Origin of the sequence: Devosia sp., assembly GCF_014860165.1 — a bacterium.
Taxonomy (GTDB): domain Bacteria; phylum Pseudomonadota; class Alphaproteobacteria; order Rhizobiales; family Devosiaceae; genus Devosia.
In genome coordinates this window covers 57,300-73,746 of record NZ_JACZKG010000052.1, presented here as the reverse complement: position 1 = coordinate 73,746, position 16,447 = coordinate 57,300, and the positions used below count along the sequence as shown (strand labels likewise).

Sequence of the window (16,447 nt, the reverse complement as noted above, 5' to 3'; positions counted from 1 at the left end):
TAGGGCATTTTGACGAGCTTTGTACCGGATTTTGTGGCGGTCCACGGCTTTACGGCATGCACCCGAAAAGTGGAAACCGGTTTTCGGACCAGTGCATGTCGCCCTCAGGGCACCAGCCGATAGCCACCGTCTTCCGTCACCAGCAGCCGCGCATTGGACGGGTCGCGCTCGATCTTCTGGCGCAGCCGGTAAATATGGGTCTCGAGCGTATGCGTGGTGACCCGGTTATTGTAGCCCCAGACCTCCTTGAGCAGCACGTCCCGCGTAATGGTCTTGGGGCCCTGCCGGTAGAGATACTTGAGAATGGAGGTTTCCTTGTCGGTCAGCCGCACCTTGCCGCCATCATTGGCCTCCAGCAGCTTGGCCGAAGGCTGGAAGCTGTATTGGCCGATGGTGAACACCACGTCCTCGCTCTGGTCATGCTGGCGCAGAGCCGCATTGATGCGCGCCAGCAGCACCGGAAAGCGGAATGGCTTGGTGAGATAGTCATTGGCGCCCGAATCGAGGCCGCGGATCTGGTCGGCATCGGTATCGTGTCCGGTCAGCATCAGGATGGGGCTCTTATAGCCCTCGCTGCGCAACACCTTGACTGCCTCGCGCCCATCCATGTCGGGCAGCCCGACATCCAGAATCATCAGGTCGACATTGTTCTCGCGCGTCGCCTTGAGCGCATCATTGGCGGTCCCGGCCTGCATGACCTCGAATTCGCGTTGCGCTTCGAGCTGTTCGACCAGCGTCTGGCGCAGATCAGCGTCGTCGTCCACCAGCAGGATACGTCGCTTGTTCATTGTTTTCTCCGGACTTTTCGCGTCGACCCCGCCAATCGTCACAATATTGCGACGGGTTTTCGGCCAGCCAATCACATCGGCGTTACACTCTGAAGCAACGAGTGTGGGGCTGAGAAGTTGCAGTTGGCCGCTCGAGGGCGCAGCAATTGCTTCCGGTGCAACCTAAAACCCGGTGGCAACAGGCGGCCGATGGCCGAACAGCGCCGAGCCGACGCGGATATGCGTGGCCCCCATCGCGATGCCGATCTCGAAATCGCCGCTCATCCCCATCGAGAGCTGCGCGACGCCAGCCGCACGACCCAGCGTGGCAAGATGCGCGAAATAGGGGCCCGGCGGCACGCCATCGGGGGGAATGCACATGAGGCCGACAATATCGAGGCCATGCACGCTCCGGCAACGCTCGACGAATGCCACGGTCTCGGCGGGGGCGATACCCGCCTTCTGCTCCTCGAGCCCGATATTGACCTGCACGAAGCAGGGCAGAATGCGGCCGGCACGCGCCATTTCTGCCGCGAGAATGCTGGCAAGTTTCTCGCGATCCACTGTTTCGATGACGTCGAACAGCGCCACCGCCTCGCGCGCCTTGTTGGTCTGCAGCGGTCCGATCAGATGCAGTTCGATATCGGGATAAAGCTGGCGCAGGCCCGGCCACTTGTCCTTGGCCTCCTGCACCCGGTTTTCCCCGAACACCCGCTGCCCGGCAGCCAGAAACGGCTCGATCGCCTCGGCCGGAAAGGTCTTGGACACCGCGACCAGCGTCACCGCGGCGGGCGGCGGGCCGAAACGTGCCTGCGCCCTGGCGATGCGATCTCTTATGGCGGCGAGATTGCTGGCGGCATCGGCATCCATGCTTTCGCCCTGTTCCTGTTGACCTTGAAGGGTATTTCTGGTGATGGTCCGGTAGCCAAAATCCCTCCCAAACGCAAGCCGTGCCGGACTTTACGCCGCGCCTGCAACAGATCATCCAAGGACGAAACCAGTGAGCGGCGAACGCTACAATCCGCGCGAAATGGAACCCAAGTGGCAGAAGGTCTGGGACGACGCCAAGAGCTTCGTCAGCGCCAACGATGACCCGCGCGAGCCCTATTACGTCCTCGAAATGTTCCCCTATCCGTCCGGCCGCATCCATATGGGCCATGTGCGCAACTATTCCATGGGCGACGTGGTGGCCCGCTACCAGCGCGCTCGGGGCAAGAATGTGCTGCACCCCATGGGCTGGGACGCCTTCGGCCTGCCGGCCGAGAATGCCGCCATCGAGCGCAAGACCCATCCGGGCACCTGGACGCGCCAGAACATCGCCGCCATGAAGGCCCAGCTCAAGTCCATGGGCCTGGCCATCGACTGGACCCGCGAAATCGCCACCTGCGAACCGGAATATTACAGGCACCAGCAGGCCATGTTCATCGACATGATGGCGGCAGGCCTGGTCACCCGCAAGCAGTCCAAGGTCAACTGGGACCCTGTCGACATGACCGTGCTGGCCAATGAGCAGGTTATCGACGGCCGCGGCTGGCGCTCGGGCGCCGTGGTGGAGCAGCGCGAGCTGACCCAGTGGTTCTTCAAGATATCCGACATGGCGGAGGAACTGCTCGAGGCCCTGGACGGGCTGACCGACTGGCCAGAGAAGGTGCGCACCATGCAGCGCAACTGGATCGGCAAGTCCGAAGGCCTGCGCCTGCTGTTCGAAATGGTGCCCGGCAATGCCACGGCTGCCACCAGCGTCGAAGTGTTCACCACCCGGCCGGACACGATCTTCGGCGCCTCGTTCATCGCTTTGTCGCCCGATCATCCGTTGACCACTGAACTGGCGGCCAGCAACCCTGAACTGGCCGAATTCATCGCCGAGTGCCACCGCCAGGGCACCGCCACCGAAACGCTGGAAAAGGCCGAGAAGAAGGGTGTTTTCACCGGGCTGCACGTGAAGCATCCGGTGGTCGAGGGAGCCACGCTGCCGGTCTATGTCGCCAATTTCGTGCTGATGGACTATGGCACCGGCGCCATTTTCGGCTGCCCGGCCCATGACCAGCGCGATCTGGACTTCGCCCGCAAATATGATCTGCCGGTCTTGCCGGTGGTACGGCCGGCCGACGCAGATGCGGGCTTTGCCGTGGCGAACGAGGCCTTTACCGATGACGGCGTGATCTTCAATTCCGGTTTTCTCGACGGGCTGGGCATTGCCGAGGCCAAGAAGGCCGCTGCCGCCCATTTCGCCGACCGGACCGTCGATGGCAAGCCGCAGGGCAAGGTCGAGGTCAACTATCGCCTGCGTGACTGGGGCGTGTCGCGGCAGCGCTATTGGGGCTGCCCCATCCCGGTGATCCATTGCGAGGTCTGCGGCACCATTCCGGTGCCCAAGAAGGACCTGCCCGTGGTGCTGCCCGAGGATGTGAGCTTCGACAAGCCCGGCAATGCGCTGGACCACCATCCGACCTGGAAGCATGTCAACTGCCCGCAGTGTGGCGCCTCGGCCCGCCGCGAGACGGACACCATGGACACCTTCGTCGATTCGTCCTGGTACTTTGCCCGCTTCACCGCGCCCGATGCCGATACGCCCACCATTCCTGAAGTGGCCAACCGCTGGCTGCCGGTGGATCAGTATATCGGCGGTGTCGAGCACGCGATCCTGCACCTGCTCTATTCGCGCTATTTCACCCGCGCCATGAAGGCGACTGGGCATGTGGGGCTCAGCGAGCCGTTCAAGGGCCTGTTCACCCAGGGCATGGTGACGCACGAGACCTATAAGTCGCCGTCAGGCGACTGGGTGCCGCCCACCGAAGTGCTGCTGGAAACCACTGGCGAGTTGCGCCGCGCTCGCCATATCCACTCGGGTGAGCCGATTGCCATCGGTTCGGTCGAAAAGATGAGCAAGTCCAAGAAGAACGTGGTCGACCCCGATGAGATCGTCGCCACCTATGGCGCCGATACGGCGCGCTGGTTCATGCTGTCGGACTCCCCGCCCGAACGCGACGTGCAATGGACCGAGGCCGGCGTCGAAGGCGCCAGCCGCTTCCAGCAGCGCATCTGGCGGCTGGTCGGCGAGACGATCGAGTTCGCGAAACAGTCTCCGGAGACTGTTCGCACTTCCGATGACGATGAGGCCAGGGCCCTGCGCAAGATCGTGCATCGTGCGGTGCACAATGTCGGTGGCGATATCGAGGGCCTGCGCTTCAATCGCGCAGTGGCGCAGATCTATGAGCTGACCAATGCGCTGGTGCGTTCGGCTGGCCTGGTGGCCGAAGCCCCCACAGCCCGTATCGGCGCGCTGCAGGAGGGCGTGGAGCGACTTGTCCAGCTGCTGGCCCCGATGATGCCGCACCTGGCCGAAACCTGCTGGGAGGCGCTCGGCAAGCCGGGCCTGGTGGCCGATGCGCCATGGCCGCCGGTCGATCCGGCGCTGCTGGTGGACAACACCGTGACCATGCCCATTCAGGTCAACGGCAAGCGCCGCGGCGAGATCACCGTGGCCAAGGGCACGCCGGCAACCGAGGTCGAGAGCCAAGTCTTGTCAATGGACGAGATAGTCCGCATTCTGAATGGCCAGGCGCCCAAGAAAGTCGTCATCGTCCCGGACAGGATCGTCAATGTCGTTGTTTAGGCTCGTTCGCCCCATCGCTCTTGCCGGCAGCCTGCTGGGTGCCGCAGTCGCGCTGGGCGCGTGCAGCTTTTCGCCGGTCTATAGCGGCACGCTGGCCAGCCAGCCCATGCTGGACCTGGCCTTTGCCAAACCCGCGAGCCGGCTGGAACAGGTCATCTACCAGGAGCTGGCTTTGCGCTTCGGCTCCTCCGTGGCGCCAACCGCGCCGCTTGCCACGGTCACTGTCGCGGCGTCGTCTGGCGCCGTCGGCCTCTCGGCAACGGCCAACCCCAACAAGCTCAGCAGCTTGACCGTCACGGCTTCGGTCACCGTAACCCGTCGCGACGGCAGCGACGCGGCGCCGATCACCTTCACCCGACAGGCCAGTGCGCAATACACCACCAGCGGCCAGGTGCTGGCGGATACCGCTGCCGGCAATGAAGCCGCCGAACGCGCCGCCAAGGCCGCTGCCGAATCGCTGCGGCTGGCCATGCTGGCCTCGCTCAGCCGCTGATGACGGCCCTCAAGGCACACGAAGTTGCCCGCTTCCTGGCGCGTCCGGACCTCAGCGAGGGCATTTTCCTCGCCTATGGTCCCGATGCCGGTCTGGTGCGCGAGACGGCACAGCGCCTGATCCGTCAATTGAGCGGCAATGACCCCGAATCGGCCAGCATCGTGACGCTCGACGGCGCCGAGGTCGACGCCAACCCATCCATTCTCGCAGTGGAAGCACGCACCATGTCGCTGTTTGGCGGCAAACGCATTGTTCGCGTGCGCGGCGCCGGCAAGTCGCTGGTAATGACGCTGACCGAGTTGCGGGACGATCCTGCCGGCGCCGCCATCGTGCTCGAAGCCGGCAACCTGGCGCCCAAGGATGCGCTGCGTGCTCTGGTGGAGGCTGCCAAGCTCGGCCGGGCCCTGCCCTGTTATCCCGATAGCGACGAAACGCTGCAGGCGCTGATTCGCGAGGTCTTCAACCAGCAAGGCATCCGCATCGATGGCGACGTGGTCGCGACGCTGCGTGAAATCCTGGGCAATGACCGGGAGATCACCCGCCGGGAGCTGGAGAAGCTCTGTCTCTACGCGGCGTCAAGCAAGGTGTTGACCCGTGAGGACGTTCTTTTATTGTGCGCTGACAATGGGATGCTCGTCATCGACGCAATTCTCGACGCGACCGGCGGTGGCCATGCCGAGAAGCTGGAACTGGCGCTGAACCGGGCGCTATCCTCGGCGGTCGATCCGCAGCGGCTGCTGGCTATGTGCACGACACATTTCGCCAACCTGCGGCGCTGGCGCATCGAGGTCGATGCCGGCAAGACGCCGCGCATGGTGCTGGATGGGCTGCGGCCCAAGCCGCATTTCTCGCGGGTCTCGGCGCTCGAACAGCAATTGCGGCTGTGGTCGGACAGTGCGCTGGCGACCGCGTCGGAGCGCATCCTGCAAGCTACGGCCGACAGCCGGCGGCGCCCCGCTTTGGCGGAAGCCGGGCTCAGGCGGGCGCTGCTGGCCATCTGCATGATGGCGGCCGCGCATTAGTAACGACTGCGTTTCACGTGAAACGGCCTGCCCTGACAACGGAAACCTAGTTCGCGTAGCCGGTCAGTTTCAGGCAGATGCCGTCGAGTTGTTCCAGCGTCTTGTAGCGAATCTCGAGCTTGCCGCCGCGTTCGCTATGCGCCAGCGACACCGAAAGGCCCAGCGCATCCGACAGCCGGCGCTCCAGCGCCACCGTATCGGCATCGCGATCGGCCTGAGATTCGCTCGGCTTCTTTTTGCCGGCCACGTCGCGCTGCTGGCTCAGCGCCTCGGCCTCACGCACCGAAAGGCCGCCGGACACGATCTGGCGCGCCAGAGTTGCCGGATCCTCGGCGGTGATCAGCGTCCTGGCGTGACCGGCGGTCAGCGTGCCGCTGGAGACCATCTCGCGCACATCCTCGGGCAGCCGCAGCAGTCGCAGCGTATTGGCGACATGGGAACGGCTCTTGCCGATCACCTGCGCCAGGTCCTGCTGCGTATAGTCGAACTGTTCGATCAGCTGGCCGTAACCCATTGCTTCTTCAAGCGGATTTAGATCCGCGCGCTGCACATTCTCGATGATTGCGAGCTCGAGCGCTTCCTTGTCACCCACATCGCGCACGATGACAGGCACGTCATGCAGGCCGGCCTTCTGCGCGGCGCGCCAGCGGCGCTCGCCGGCAATAATCTCGAAAATGTTGGGATCATCGCTGGGACGTACCAGCAGCGGCTGCATGACGCCCTTTTCGCGGATCGAGTTGGTCAACTCCTCCAGCTGCTCGCTGTTGAAGGTCCGCCGCGGATTGGCGCGATTGGCGATGATGAATTCGACGGGCAGCTTCTTGACGCCCCCCGATTCGGTGACGCGTGCGCCTTCCACCGTGGCCATGTCGCCGATCAGCGCCGCGAGCCCGCGACCAAGACGTGTGGGTTTGTCGTTCATATCGGGCTCCTATGCCGCGTTGAGCTGCCGCTCGCGGCGGATCACTTCGGTGGCCAGCCGCAGATAGGCCTGGCTGCCGGCACATTTGAGGTCATAAAGCAAAGCCGGCTTGCCATAGGACGGCGCCTCGCTCAATCGCACATTGCGGGGGATGACCGTGTCGTAGACCAGGTCGCCCATTTCCTGGCGCACGTCCTGCAGCACCTGCTCGCTGAGATTGTTGCGCTTGTCGAACATCGTCATCACCACGCCCTGGATGGACAGGCGCGGATTGAGCGTCGAGCGAATTTGTTCAATCGTTTGAAGCAGTTGGCTCAGACCCTCCAGCGCGAAGAACTCGCATTGCAGCGGCACCAGCACGGCATCGGCCGCCACCAGCGAATTGACGGTCAACAGGTTGAGCGACGGTGGGCAATCGATGAGGATATAGCTCACCGGCTTGTCGTTGATGGCAAGCTCGCCCAGTTGCTTGAAGGCGTTGCGCAACTTGAAGGCCCGGTCCGCATGGCCGGCAATGGTCAGCTCGACGCCGAGCAGATCCATGGTCGACGGGACGATGGCCACATTGGGCACTGATGTCATGATGGCAGCCTGGGCGACGGTCGCCTCACCCACCAGCAGGTCATATGAGGACACTTCGCGATCGGTGCGCGAGATGCCGAGCCCGGTCGAGGCATTGCCCTGCGGATCGAGGTCGATGATCAGCACGCGCTCACCCACCGCGGCCAGCGCGGTGGCGAGATTGATCGCAGTCGTGGTTTTGCCCACGCCGCCTTTTTGGTTGGCCAGTGTCAGGATACGGGGCGCCACTATTGGCCTCCAGCTCGTTCGCCGCTAACTAACTGATTTCGCACGCAAATTCGAAAGCGTGAGCAGGACACCACTTGGATCGATGTCACTTGAGGTTACTACCACGTCATAGTCCCAATGCGTAGCGGCTTCCATCAGTTCTTCACCATGTTCCCGCCCCTTGTGCAGGATTGCCCGTGTTTGTGGGGCAAAGAACGGCTTCATCCAGCCACACAATGTCGGCAGGGCGGCCAGTGCCCGCGAGGTGATCACGTCGGGCGCCGGTGTTTCACGTGAATCAACCTGATCGCTCCGGCGACCCTCGACCGTGACGATCAGGCCCAGTTCCCGCGCCACTGCCCGCAGGAAGCTCACCTTGCGCCCATTCGGTTCGATCAGAGTGAAATGGTGATTCGGGCTCTTGAGGGCAATGGCCAGGGGCAGGGCCGGAAGGCCGCCGCCGCTGCCGAGGTCCAGGAACGCCCGGTCACCCTCCTTCAACAGCTTGAGCACCTGCAGGCTGTCGGCAAAGTGCCGTGACCAGACCTCCCCCAGTGTTTCACGTGAAACAAGATTCTGCACCGCCTGCCACTTCGCCAGCAGCTGAGCATAGGATTCCAAATCCGCAGCGACCTCGTCGAGGGATCGGGTGAAATGCCGCGCGTAAGGCGCAATCGCCTCCCGACCGGACATCAGCTCGCCCTGCGGAATTCACCGCGACGGATTACCGCCAGCAGGAGCGTGACGGCGGCGGGAGTCATGCCGTCCATGGCCTGGGCCTGGGCGATGGTTTGCGGCTGATACTGCTGCAACTTCTGGCGAATCTCCATCGACAGGCCCGGAATGACTGCGTAGTCGATATCTTCCGGGATCGGCTTCTGCTCGTCGCGGCGCACCGCCTCGATGTCGTCGCGCTGCCGGTCGAGATAGACCGCATATTGCGCGTCGACCACCAGCTGCTCGACAACAGGGGCTGGAATGGCGCCGATCTCCGGCCACAGCCGCATCGCGTCGTCAGGCGTGACATCGGGATAAGACAACAGGTCAAAGGCCGAGCGCAGCTTGCCGTCTTCATTGACCGCAATTCCCGCCTTGCGGGCTGCATTGGGCGAGGCCGTGAGCGTGGTCAGCAGGGTCCGACCGCGCGACAGGGCTTCGGCCTTGGCAGAGAACAGCCCATCACGTTCCTCCCCAACCAGGCCCGTGGCAATGCCAAGCGGTGTCAGGCGCTGATCTGCATTATCGGCTCGCAGGTGCAGCCGGAACTCGGCGCGCGAGGTGAACATGCGGTAGGGTTCGGACACACCCCGGGTCACCAGGTCGTCCACCATGACCCCCAGATAACTCTCAGTCCGTGACAGGACCATCGCATCCCGGCCCGATGCCGCAAGGGCGGCATTGGCGCCGGCCAGCAGACCCTGGGCGCCCGCCTCCTCATAGCCGGTCGTGCCGTTGATCTGGCCGGCCAGATAGAGCCCGGGCTGCCGCTTGACCTCCAGCGTCGGCCGCAGTTCGCGCGGGTCGACATAGTCATATTCGATCGCATAGCCGGGGCGGACGATGCGGACATTCTCGAGCCCCGGCATGGAGCGCAGGAACGCCTCCTGCACGTCTGCCGGCAGTGAGGTCGAGAGCCCGTTTGGATAGATCGTCGGGTCGTCAAGTCCTTCTGGCTCAAGGAAAATCTGGTGGCTATCGCGATCGGCAAAGCGCACCACCTTATCCTCGATGGACGGACAATAGCGCGGGCCCCGGCTCTGGATTCGGCCGGAATACATGGCCGAACGATGCAGATTATCCGAGATGATCCGGTGGGTTTCGGCCGTCGTGCGGGTGATGTGGCAGCTGACCTGGGGCGTGGTGATCGCCCGCGTCAGGGCCGAGAAGGTCTCTGGCGGATCATCGCCGGGTTGTTCTTCCAGCGACGAGAAATCGATGCTGGTGGCATCCAGCCGCGCGGGTGTACCGGTCTTGAGCCGGCCAAGCCGCAGCCCCAGCGCCTCCAAGCGGGTAGAGAGGCCAAGCACCGGTCGCTCTCCCAGGCGGCCAGCGGGTGTTGTCTCCTCGCCCCTATGGATCAGGCCGCGCAGGAAAGTGCCAGTGGTCAGCACCACGGCCCTCGTGCCAAACCGGCGCCCGTCCAGCAGCACCACGCCGCTCACCACGCCGTCGCTGACCTCGATATCGTCGACCTCGCCCTCGATGACGTCAAGATTGGGCTGGGCCGTGATGGCGGCTTGCATGGCCTGCCGGTAGAGCTTGCGATCCGCCTGCGCCCGGGGGCCTCGCACCGCGGGACCCTTGCGGCGGTTGAGCACGCGGAACTGGATGCCGGCAGCGTCGGCGACGCGACCCATCAACCCGTCGAGCGCGTCGATCTCGCGCACCAGGTGGCCCTTGCCGAGCCCGCCAATGGCCGGATTGCAGCTCATTTCGCCGATGGTGACGAACTTGTGGGTGACCAGAGCCGTGGGCACGCCAAGACGCGCGGATGCCGCCGCGGCTTCGCAGCCGGCGTGACCACCTCCAACGATGATGACGGCATAGTCACTCATGGCATGTCTCCAAGGCTGGCCTCAATAGGCCAATGTTTCACGTGAATCAATTCCGACCGCGATCACGGCCGTGTTTCACGTGAATCACTTGCCGATGCAGAAGCTGGTAAACAGGCGGTCCAACACCCGCTCCGCATCCAGCCGACCGACCAGGCGCTCCAGCGCCTGCGATGCCAGCCGCAGGCTCTCGGCTGCCAGTTCAGGCATTGCCAGCTGTTTCGCCGAAGCCTCCAGGGCCTCGATGGCGCTCTGTAGCGCTATGCGGTCCCGCTCCCGGCTGAGCAGGGATGGCTCCCCGCTCGACAGCGTCTGGCCGAGTTGCTCAATTCGCCCCAGCAGCTCGGCGAGCCCTTCGCCGCTCTGCGCGGACACGGCAATATCGGCACCGGTCACCCTGCCCAGGTCACGCTTGGTGCTGACATGGATGTGGCGGTTGTCAGTCTCCGGAATTTCCACCGCTGGCAGATCCGGAGCGCTGAGCCACAGGACGATATCGGCCTGGTCGATGGCCTGCCGAGCCCGGCGTACGCCTTCAGCCTCGGCCTTGCTGTCGGTCTCGCGCAGGCCGGCCAGGTCGAGCAGGATATAGAGCTGACCGTTGATGTCGAGCGGCACCTCGCGCACGTCGCGGGTCGTCCCGGCCTCCTCCGTCACGATGGCGATGTCCGATTGTGCCAAGGCATTGAGCAGACTGGATTTTCCGGCATTCGGCGGCCCCGCCAGTGCCACGCGGATACCTTCGCGAACGACGCGGCCATGCTCGACCGAGGCCAGCGCCATGGCGATGTCATTGCGCAATGCCGTAAGGCTGCGGCCGAAGTCCTCGGGCAGGGTATCGCCGACATCGCCCTCGTCTGAAAAGTCCAGCCGAGCCTCGATCTCGGCCCGCAGATCAAGCAATTGATCGCGCCAGCCGTCGATCCGTTGCGACAGGCCCCCTTCGAACCGGGCCAAGGCCTGGCGTCGCTGGTTCTCGGTCTCGGCTTCCAAGAGGTCGCCCAGGCCCTCGATTTCCACCAGGTCGAGCTTGCCATTCTCAAAGGCCCGCCGGGTGAACTCGCCGGCCTCCGCAAGGCGGGCCCCCTTGCTGGTAATGAGCTTGATGATCGAGCGGACCCCGGCCGGGGAGCCATGCACCTGCAACTCGGCGCAGTCTTCGCCGGTAAAGCTGTGGGGTGCCGGAAACCAGGCGACGAGGCCGCGATCAAGCATCGACTCGCGGCCGATGGGCCGCAGCGTCAGCCGCCGCGGCTCGGGGATGGTGCCGGCTATGTCCTGGAGAATCCTGCCCGTGGCAGGTCCGGAGAGGCGGATGACCGCCACGCCGGAGGGTGGGGCTCCAGAGGACAGCGCCACGATCGTATCGCCGCTCATCATGGGTTCTCCGAAAGCAGAGAGCGACACGCTGGTGCATGTCGCTCTCGGGAGTGTCGTCAATCGCCGCGCTGGCGATCAGGTATTCATCGAATCGAAGAAGTCGGAATTTGTCTTGGTCTGGCGGACCTTGTCCATCAGGAATTCCATCGCGTCGATCGTCCCCATCGGATTGAGGATGCGGCGCAGCACATACATCTTCTTGAGGATGTCCGGCTCGACCAGCAGCTCTTCCTTGCGCGTACCCGACTTGGTGATGTCGAGCGCCGGGAAGATGCGCTTGTCGGCGACCTTGCGGTCAAGGATGATTTCCGAGTTGCCGGTGCCCTTGAACTCTTCGAAGATCACTTCATCCATGCGCGAGCCGGTATCGATCAGCGCCGTTGAAATGATAGTCAGCGAGCCGCCATCCTCGATATTGCGCGCAGCACCAAAGAAGCGCTTCGGGCGCTGCAGCGCATTGGCGTCCACGCCGCCGGTCAGCACCTTGCCGGAGCTCGGCACGACGGTGTTGTAGGCGCGGCCGAGGCGGGTGATCGAATCGAGCAGGATGACCACGTCGCGCTTGTGTTCGACCAGGCGCTTGGCCTTTTCGATCACCATTTCGGCGACCTGGACGTGACGCGAAGCCGGCTCGTCAAAGGTCGAGGAGATGACTTCACCGCGCACCGAGCGCTGCATGTCTGTCACTTCTTCCGGCCGCTCGTCGATCAGCAACACGATCAGATAGCATTCGGGGTGATTGGTGGCGATCGATTGTGCAATATTCTGCAACAATACCGTCTTACCGGTACGCGGTGGCGCAACAATCAGCGCACGCTGACCCTTGCCCAACGGGGCAACGAGATCGAGCAGGCGGGCCGAACGATCCTTCAGCGTCGGATCGGGCAGCTCCATGCGGAGCCGTTCTTCGGGATAGAGCGGGGTCAGGTTGTCGAAGTTGACCTTGTGGCGGACCGCCTCGGGATCTTCGAAGTTGATGGTGTTGACCTTGAGCAGCGCAAAGTAGCGCTCGCCATCCTTGGGAGACCGAATCTGGCCTTCGACCGTGTCGCCGGTTCTGAGACCGAAGCGACGAATCTGGGATGGACTGACATAGATGTCGTCGGGGCCCGGGAGATAGTTGGCGTCCGGGGAACGCAGGAAACCGAAACCATCAGGGAGGACTTCGACGACGCCTTCGCCGGTAATGTCGACTTCCTGGGCGGCCAGTTCCTTGAGAATGGCAAACATCAATTCCTGTTTGCGCATGGTCGAGGCATTCTCGACCTCGTGTTCTTCAGCGAACACCAGGAGTTCGGCCGGGGACTTGGCCTTGAGCTCGCTGAGCTTCATATTCTGCATGTAGCGGGAGACCCTATTGGGAAGCGGTAATCGTCAGGAAGGCGATATATCTGGGAGGGGTAGGCACCGCGCAGCGACCGGGGAGGTCGGCTAGATTTGGGATGCGTTGGCTAGGCATGTAGCGCGATCCGGGAGCAGTTTCAAGGATGAAACCGTCGCGCCCTGCCCAGATTCACGTGAAACAGCCCCTCCTCGCCGCCCTCAGAACGGTTTTACGATCACCGCAATGACGATGACGATGGCGATGACGAAGGGGATTTCATTGATGGCACGATAGAATTTGTGGCTTCTCGTGTTCCGATCCTGCTGGAAAGCCCGCAGCAGCGAGCCATACCAGCCATGAACGCCACTCAGCGCGATGACCATCGCCGCCTTGAGCCACATCCAGCCCATCGAGAAATCGACAATGCCGAAGCCGAAGGCAAGCCAGAGGCCAAAGATCCAGGTGGCGAGCATGGCCGGCGTGATGATGCCGCGATAAAGCCGGCGTTCCATGACCTTGAAGGTCTCGGACTTCTCCGACCCGACCGTCGATTCTGCGTGATAGACGAACAGCCGGGGCAGATACATCATCCCGGCCATCCAGGCGATCACCGAGATGACATGCAGCGCCTTGACCCACTCATACATGCAGAACTCCCCGACAGTTCATGGCCGCTTTGCCCCTCGCGGCTCTAGCGGTTCTTGACCCGCGCCACCAGCCGCTCGACATGCGCGATCGGCGTTTCCGGCACGATGCCGTGGCCCAGATTGAAGATATGCGGGCGGTCGGCAAAGGCCGCGATGATGGCGTCGATGCGCTCGTCCATCTGGGCACCACCCGCCACCAGCCGCAATGGATCGAGATTACCCTGCACCGGCAGGCCCGGGGAAAAGGTCCGGGCAGAATCAAGCGGCGTCGCGTAGTCCAACCCGAGCGCATTGACCCCCGTTTCCTGCGCATAGCGCGCCAGGTTGCCGGCAGCGCCCCGCGGAAAGCCGATGATGGGCGCATTGGGCACCCGGGCCCGCACCCCGGCAACGATCCGCCGGTTTGGTTCGATGACATGGCTAGAAAAGGCTGCATCGTCGAGATTGAGCGCCCAGCTCTCGAACAGCTGCACCACATCGGCGCCGGCCTCGAGCTGCGCGACCAGATAATCAATGCTGGTCTTGACCAGCACATCCAGCAGAGCCGCAAAAGCTTCCGGATGCCGCAGGGCAAACAATCGGGCCGCGGCCTGGTCGGGTGACCCCTTACCGCCAATCATATAGGTCGCCACGGTCCAGGGAGAGCCGCAGAAGCCGATCAGCGTCTTATCGGGTGCGATGGCCGCCCGCAGGCGTCGCACGGTCTCCAGCACCGGCGCCAGGTGATCCAGCGGATCCATCTCCTTCCCCAGCCCGGCGATGCTGCCGGCATCAACCGGATCAAGGACAGGACCCTCTCCAGCCTCAAAGCGCACCGACTGGCCGAGCGCGTCGGGAATGACCAGGATGTCGGAGAACAGGATCGCGGCATCGAGATCGAAACGGCGCAATGGCTGCAGCGACACCTCGGTGGCGAGATCGGGCGTATAGCAGAGCTCGAGGAAGTTCGTCGCCCGAGTCCTGACCTCACGGTATTCAGGCAGGTAGCGGCCCGCCTGGCGCATGATCCAGAGCGGAGGCCGTTCCTGGCGCTGGCCAAGCACGGTTGCCAAGAGGGGCTTATGGGTCACGTCAACCTTCCCTTCAAAACCCCTAAAGAGTCTTTCTGACTTCGTATCAGTATTATCATGGCGGTGTTTTGGGCCAATTCAGCGCCGTCCACAATCGCCCTCGTGGCGGCACAACCGCGCAGGGCGATGGTAAACGAGGTGTTAACGACCCCTGTGAATCATAGCGAGCCCCGCCCCGGCCTTAATGGTTAAGCAGACCTTAACGGGCGGACTCCGGAGTCAATGATTCGGATTGGCATGTGCAAAACCGCTTGGCGGCCAGGTTCGGTGCGTCTGGGTTTATCCCCAGACCTATCCCACCGCTTCCGTGGACCGCTCACCGAGTCCAGGTGTTAATCATTCGGTAACCAAGTCGAACAAATCGGGCCGAGCGGCAAAACCATGAGTCATTGTCACAGGCTGGCCCTTGAGCTGGGGATGACAGTGTGGAAAACATCGTCCCCATGCTGATCCTGGCCTCCCAGAGCGCGACCCGCAAAGCCCTGCTGCAGCAGGCCGGATTGGTGTTTTCGTGCCAGCCGGCCAGCATTGATGAGCGAAGCCTCGAGGAGGCTGTAATAGCGGCCGGCGGCGATGGCCGCGACGTTGCCCAGCACCTCTCCAAACGCAAGGCCGCCGCCGTCGCTGCCGACCATCCCGGCGCCATTGTGATCGGTGCCGACCAGACCCTCAGCCTTGGTACCGAGCTTTTGCACAAGCCGGCCGACCGAACCGCCGCCGTCACCCAGCTCGATCATCTGCGCGGCAAGACCCATCGCCTGCACGCCGCTGTGGCGCTGGTCCGTGACGATGTCTTGCTGTGGTCGGGCGTCGAAACGGCCGAGCTGACCCTGCGGGACTTCACTGCCCAGGAACGCGATGACGTGCTGGCTCGCGAGGGCGATGCTATCCTGTCCTCGGTCGGCGGCTATCGGCTCGAAGGCCCCTCGATCCGCCTGTTCGAAACCGTGACCGGCGACTATTTCACCATTCTGGGCCTGCCGCTGCTGCCCCTATTGGCCGCCCTGCGCAGTTTTGCCCCCGAGACCCTCACGTGACAACAAAAGCCTTCGTCATCGGCCATCCGATCAACCATTCCCGCTCGCCGCTCATTCATCAGACCTGGTTGGCCGAGCACCGCATCGACGGCAGCTACGAAGCGATCGATGTGCCGCCGGAGGCGCTGCCTGCCTTCTTCGAACGGCTGCGATCCGGCGAATTTGCCGGCGGCAATGTCACCATCCCGCATAAGGAGGCCGTGTTCGGCCTCTGTGACGCAGTTGATCCGCTGGCCCGCAAGATCGGTGCGGTCAATACGCTGGTGGTGCGCGAGGGCAAGGTGTTCGGCAGCAATACCGACTATCTGGGTTTTCTCGGTAATCTCGATGCCGCTGTGCCCGGCTGGTCGGACGGGCCAGACGATGCCATGGTGATCGGTGCGGGGGGCGCCGCCCGTGCGGTGCTTGTGGCGCTGCAGCGGCGCAACGGCGGCAAGGTGCATGTGCTCAACCGGACACTGGCCAATGCGCAGGCTTTGGTCGATGAGATCGATGGCCCATTCGAGGCGCATGGCTTTGACGCCTTTGCCGAGCTGGCGCCGCGGACCGGCATTGTCATCAATACCAGCTCGATCGGCATGCATGGTAGTCGCTTCGATTGGCTTGATCTCGCGCTGTTGCCGCGCAAGACGCTTGTCACCGACATCGTCTATGTGCCGCTCGAAACGCCGCTGCTGGCCGAGGCCCGGGCGCGGGGCCTCCGCACGGTTGACGGATTGGGCATGCTGCTGCATCAGGCCGCACCCGGCTTTGAGGCCTGGTTCGGCGTCCGGCCCACAGTGACGCCGGAGCTGCGGGCGCGCGTCGAAGCGACGCTGGGACACTGAC

15 protein-coding genes are annotated in these 16,447 nt (G+C 63.5%); 5 read left to right on the top strand and 10 right to left on the bottom strand.

What is annotated here, in order from left to right:
- Positions 1-104: 104 nt before the first annotated feature.
- Both IH615_RS13135 and IH615_RS13130 read right to left on the bottom strand, forming a co-directional pair.
- Positions 105-788 (bottom strand): response regulator transcription factor, encoded by a 684-nt coding sequence (locus IH615_RS13135; protein WP_291362323.1) that lies wholly within the window; start codon positions 786-788, stop codon positions 105-107.
- A gap of 162 nt (positions 789-950) precedes the next feature.
- Complete coding sequence (locus tag IH615_RS13130; protein WP_291362322.1) at positions 951-1,637, bottom strand: YggS family pyridoxal phosphate-dependent enzyme; 687 nt, start codon at positions 1,635-1,637, stop codon at positions 951-953.
- Between the two features lie 130 nt (positions 1,638-1,767).
- Here IH615_RS13130 and leuS point away from each other — a divergent pair, with 130 nt between their 5' ends.
- The 3 genes from leuS to holA are packed head-to-tail and all read left to right on the top strand — an operon-like array spanning position 1,768 to position 5,898.
- Positions 1,768-4,383, top strand: coding sequence for a leucine--tRNA ligase (gene leuS / locus IH615_RS13125; RefSeq protein WP_291362321.1), 2,616 nt, complete (start codon positions 1,768-1,770; stop codon positions 4,381-4,383).
- Positions 4,370-4,876, top strand: a complete 507-nt coding sequence (gene lptE / locus IH615_RS13120) for an LPS assembly lipoprotein LptE (protein WP_291362320.1) — start codon at positions 4,370-4,372, stop codon at positions 4,874-4,876. The genes leuS and lptE overlap by 14 nt, the downstream gene beginning before the upstream one ends.
- On the top strand, positions 4,876-5,898 hold the full coding sequence (gene holA, locus IH615_RS13115; protein WP_291362319.1) for a DNA polymerase III subunit delta: 1,023 nt from the start codon (positions 4,876-4,878) through the stop codon (positions 5,896-5,898). Before lptE ends, holA begins: the two co-directional genes overlap by 1 nt.
- 46 nt (positions 5,899-5,944) lie before the next feature.
- Here the strand turns inward: holA and IH615_RS13110 are convergent, their stop codons facing one another.
- From IH615_RS13110 to hemE, 8 genes are all read right to left on the bottom strand, one after another.
- Entirely contained in the window at positions 5,945-6,820 is an 876-nt protein-coding gene (locus IH615_RS13110; protein WP_291362318.1) for a ParB/RepB/Spo0J family partition protein, read from the bottom strand.
- A gap of 9 nt (positions 6,821-6,829) precedes the next feature.
- The gene (locus IH615_RS13105; protein WP_291362317.1) at positions 6,830-7,630 is read right to left on the bottom strand and encodes a ParA family protein; all 801 of its coding nucleotides are present in this window, start codon (positions 7,628-7,630) and stop codon (positions 6,830-6,832) included.
- A 24-nt stretch (positions 7,631-7,654) separates the two neighbouring features.
- Positions 7,655-8,302 carry a 16S rRNA (guanine(527)-N(7))-methyltransferase RsmG gene (gene rsmG, locus IH615_RS13100; protein WP_291362316.1) on the bottom strand — a complete coding sequence of 216 codons (648 nt, stop codon included), beginning with the start codon at positions 8,300-8,302 and terminating at the stop codon, positions 7,655-7,657.
- On the bottom strand, positions 8,302-10,164 hold the full coding sequence (mnmG, locus tag IH615_RS13095; RefSeq protein ID WP_291362315.1) for a tRNA uridine-5-carboxymethylaminomethyl(34) synthesis enzyme MnmG: 1,863 nt from the start codon (positions 10,162-10,164) through the stop codon (positions 8,302-8,304). Before mnmG ends, rsmG begins: the two co-directional genes overlap by 1 nt.
- Before the next feature lie 84 nt (positions 10,165-10,248).
- Positions 10,249-11,538, bottom strand: a complete 1,290-nt coding sequence (mnmE, locus tag IH615_RS13090) for a tRNA uridine-5-carboxymethylaminomethyl(34) synthesis GTPase MnmE (RefSeq protein WP_291362314.1) — start codon at positions 11,536-11,538, stop codon at positions 10,249-10,251.
- A gap of 78 nt (positions 11,539-11,616) precedes the next feature.
- A complete protein-coding gene (rho, locus tag IH615_RS13085; RefSeq protein ID WP_108461779.1) occupies positions 11,617-12,882 on the bottom strand; it encodes a transcription termination factor Rho in 1,266 nt (421 codons plus the stop codon).
- Between the two features lie 201 nt (positions 12,883-13,083).
- Positions 13,084-13,512 carry a protoporphyrinogen oxidase HemJ gene (gene hemJ, locus IH615_RS13080; RefSeq protein WP_291362313.1) on the bottom strand — a complete coding sequence of 143 codons (429 nt, stop codon included), beginning with the start codon at positions 13,510-13,512 and terminating at the stop codon, positions 13,084-13,086.
- A gap of 44 nt (positions 13,513-13,556) precedes the next feature.
- Positions 13,557-14,582 (bottom strand): uroporphyrinogen decarboxylase, encoded by a 1,026-nt coding sequence (gene hemE, locus IH615_RS13075; protein WP_291362312.1) that lies wholly within the window; start codon positions 14,580-14,582, stop codon positions 13,557-13,559.
- Positions 14,583-15,016: 434 nt separating this feature from the next.
- Here hemE and IH615_RS13070 point away from each other — a divergent pair, with 434 nt between their 5' ends.
- Positions 15,017-15,619 carry a Maf family protein gene (locus tag IH615_RS13070; protein WP_291362337.1) on the top strand — a complete coding sequence of 201 codons (603 nt, stop codon included), beginning with the start codon at positions 15,017-15,019 and terminating at the stop codon, positions 15,617-15,619.
- On the top strand, positions 15,616-16,446 hold the full coding sequence (locus IH615_RS13065) for a shikimate dehydrogenase (RefSeq protein ID WP_291362311.1): 831 nt from the start codon (positions 15,616-15,618) through the stop codon (positions 16,444-16,446). The genes IH615_RS13070 and IH615_RS13065 overlap by 4 nt, the downstream gene beginning before the upstream one ends.
- The last annotated feature ends 1 nt before the right edge of the window (position 16,447 follow it).

What these genes read in the sequence shown, in the direction of transcription:
- IH615_RS13110 (WP_291362318.1), bottom strand. Translation starts at nt 6,820, where the DNA reads ATGAACGACAAACCCACACGTCTTGGTCGCGGGCTCGCGGCGCTGATC.
- IH615_RS13130 (WP_291362322.1), bottom strand. Translation starts at nt 1,637, where the DNA reads ATGGATGCCGATGCCGCCAGCAATCTCGCCGCCATAAGAGATCGCATC.
- holA (WP_291362319.1), top strand. Translation starts at nt 4,876, where the DNA reads ATGACGGCCCTCAAGGCACACGAAGTTGCCCGCTTCCTGGCGCGTCCG.
- IH615_RS13135 (WP_291362323.1), bottom strand. Translation starts at nt 788, where the DNA reads ATGAACAAGCGACGTATCCTGCTGGTGGACGACGACGCTGATCTGCGC.
- lptE (WP_291362320.1), top strand. Translation starts at nt 4,370, where the DNA reads ATGTCGTTGTTTAGGCTCGTTCGCCCCATCGCTCTTGCCGGCAGCCTG.
- rho (WP_108461779.1), bottom strand. Translation starts at nt 12,882, where the DNA reads ATGCAGAATATGAAGCTCAGCGAGCTCAAGGCCAAGTCCCCGGCCGAA.
- hemJ (WP_291362313.1), bottom strand. Translation starts at nt 13,512, where the DNA reads ATGTATGAGTGGGTCAAGGCGCTGCATGTCATCTCGGTGATCGCCTGG.
- rsmG (WP_291362316.1), bottom strand. Translation starts at nt 8,302, where the DNA reads ATGTCCGGTCGGGAGGCGATTGCGCCTTACGCGCGGCATTTCACCCGA.
- mnmE (WP_291362314.1), bottom strand. Translation starts at nt 11,538, where the DNA reads ATGAGCGGCGATACGATCGTGGCGCTGTCCTCTGGAGCCCCACCCTCC.
- mnmG (WP_291362315.1), bottom strand. Translation starts at nt 10,164, where the DNA reads ATGAGTGACTATGCCGTCATCATCGTTGGAGGTGGTCACGCCGGCTGC.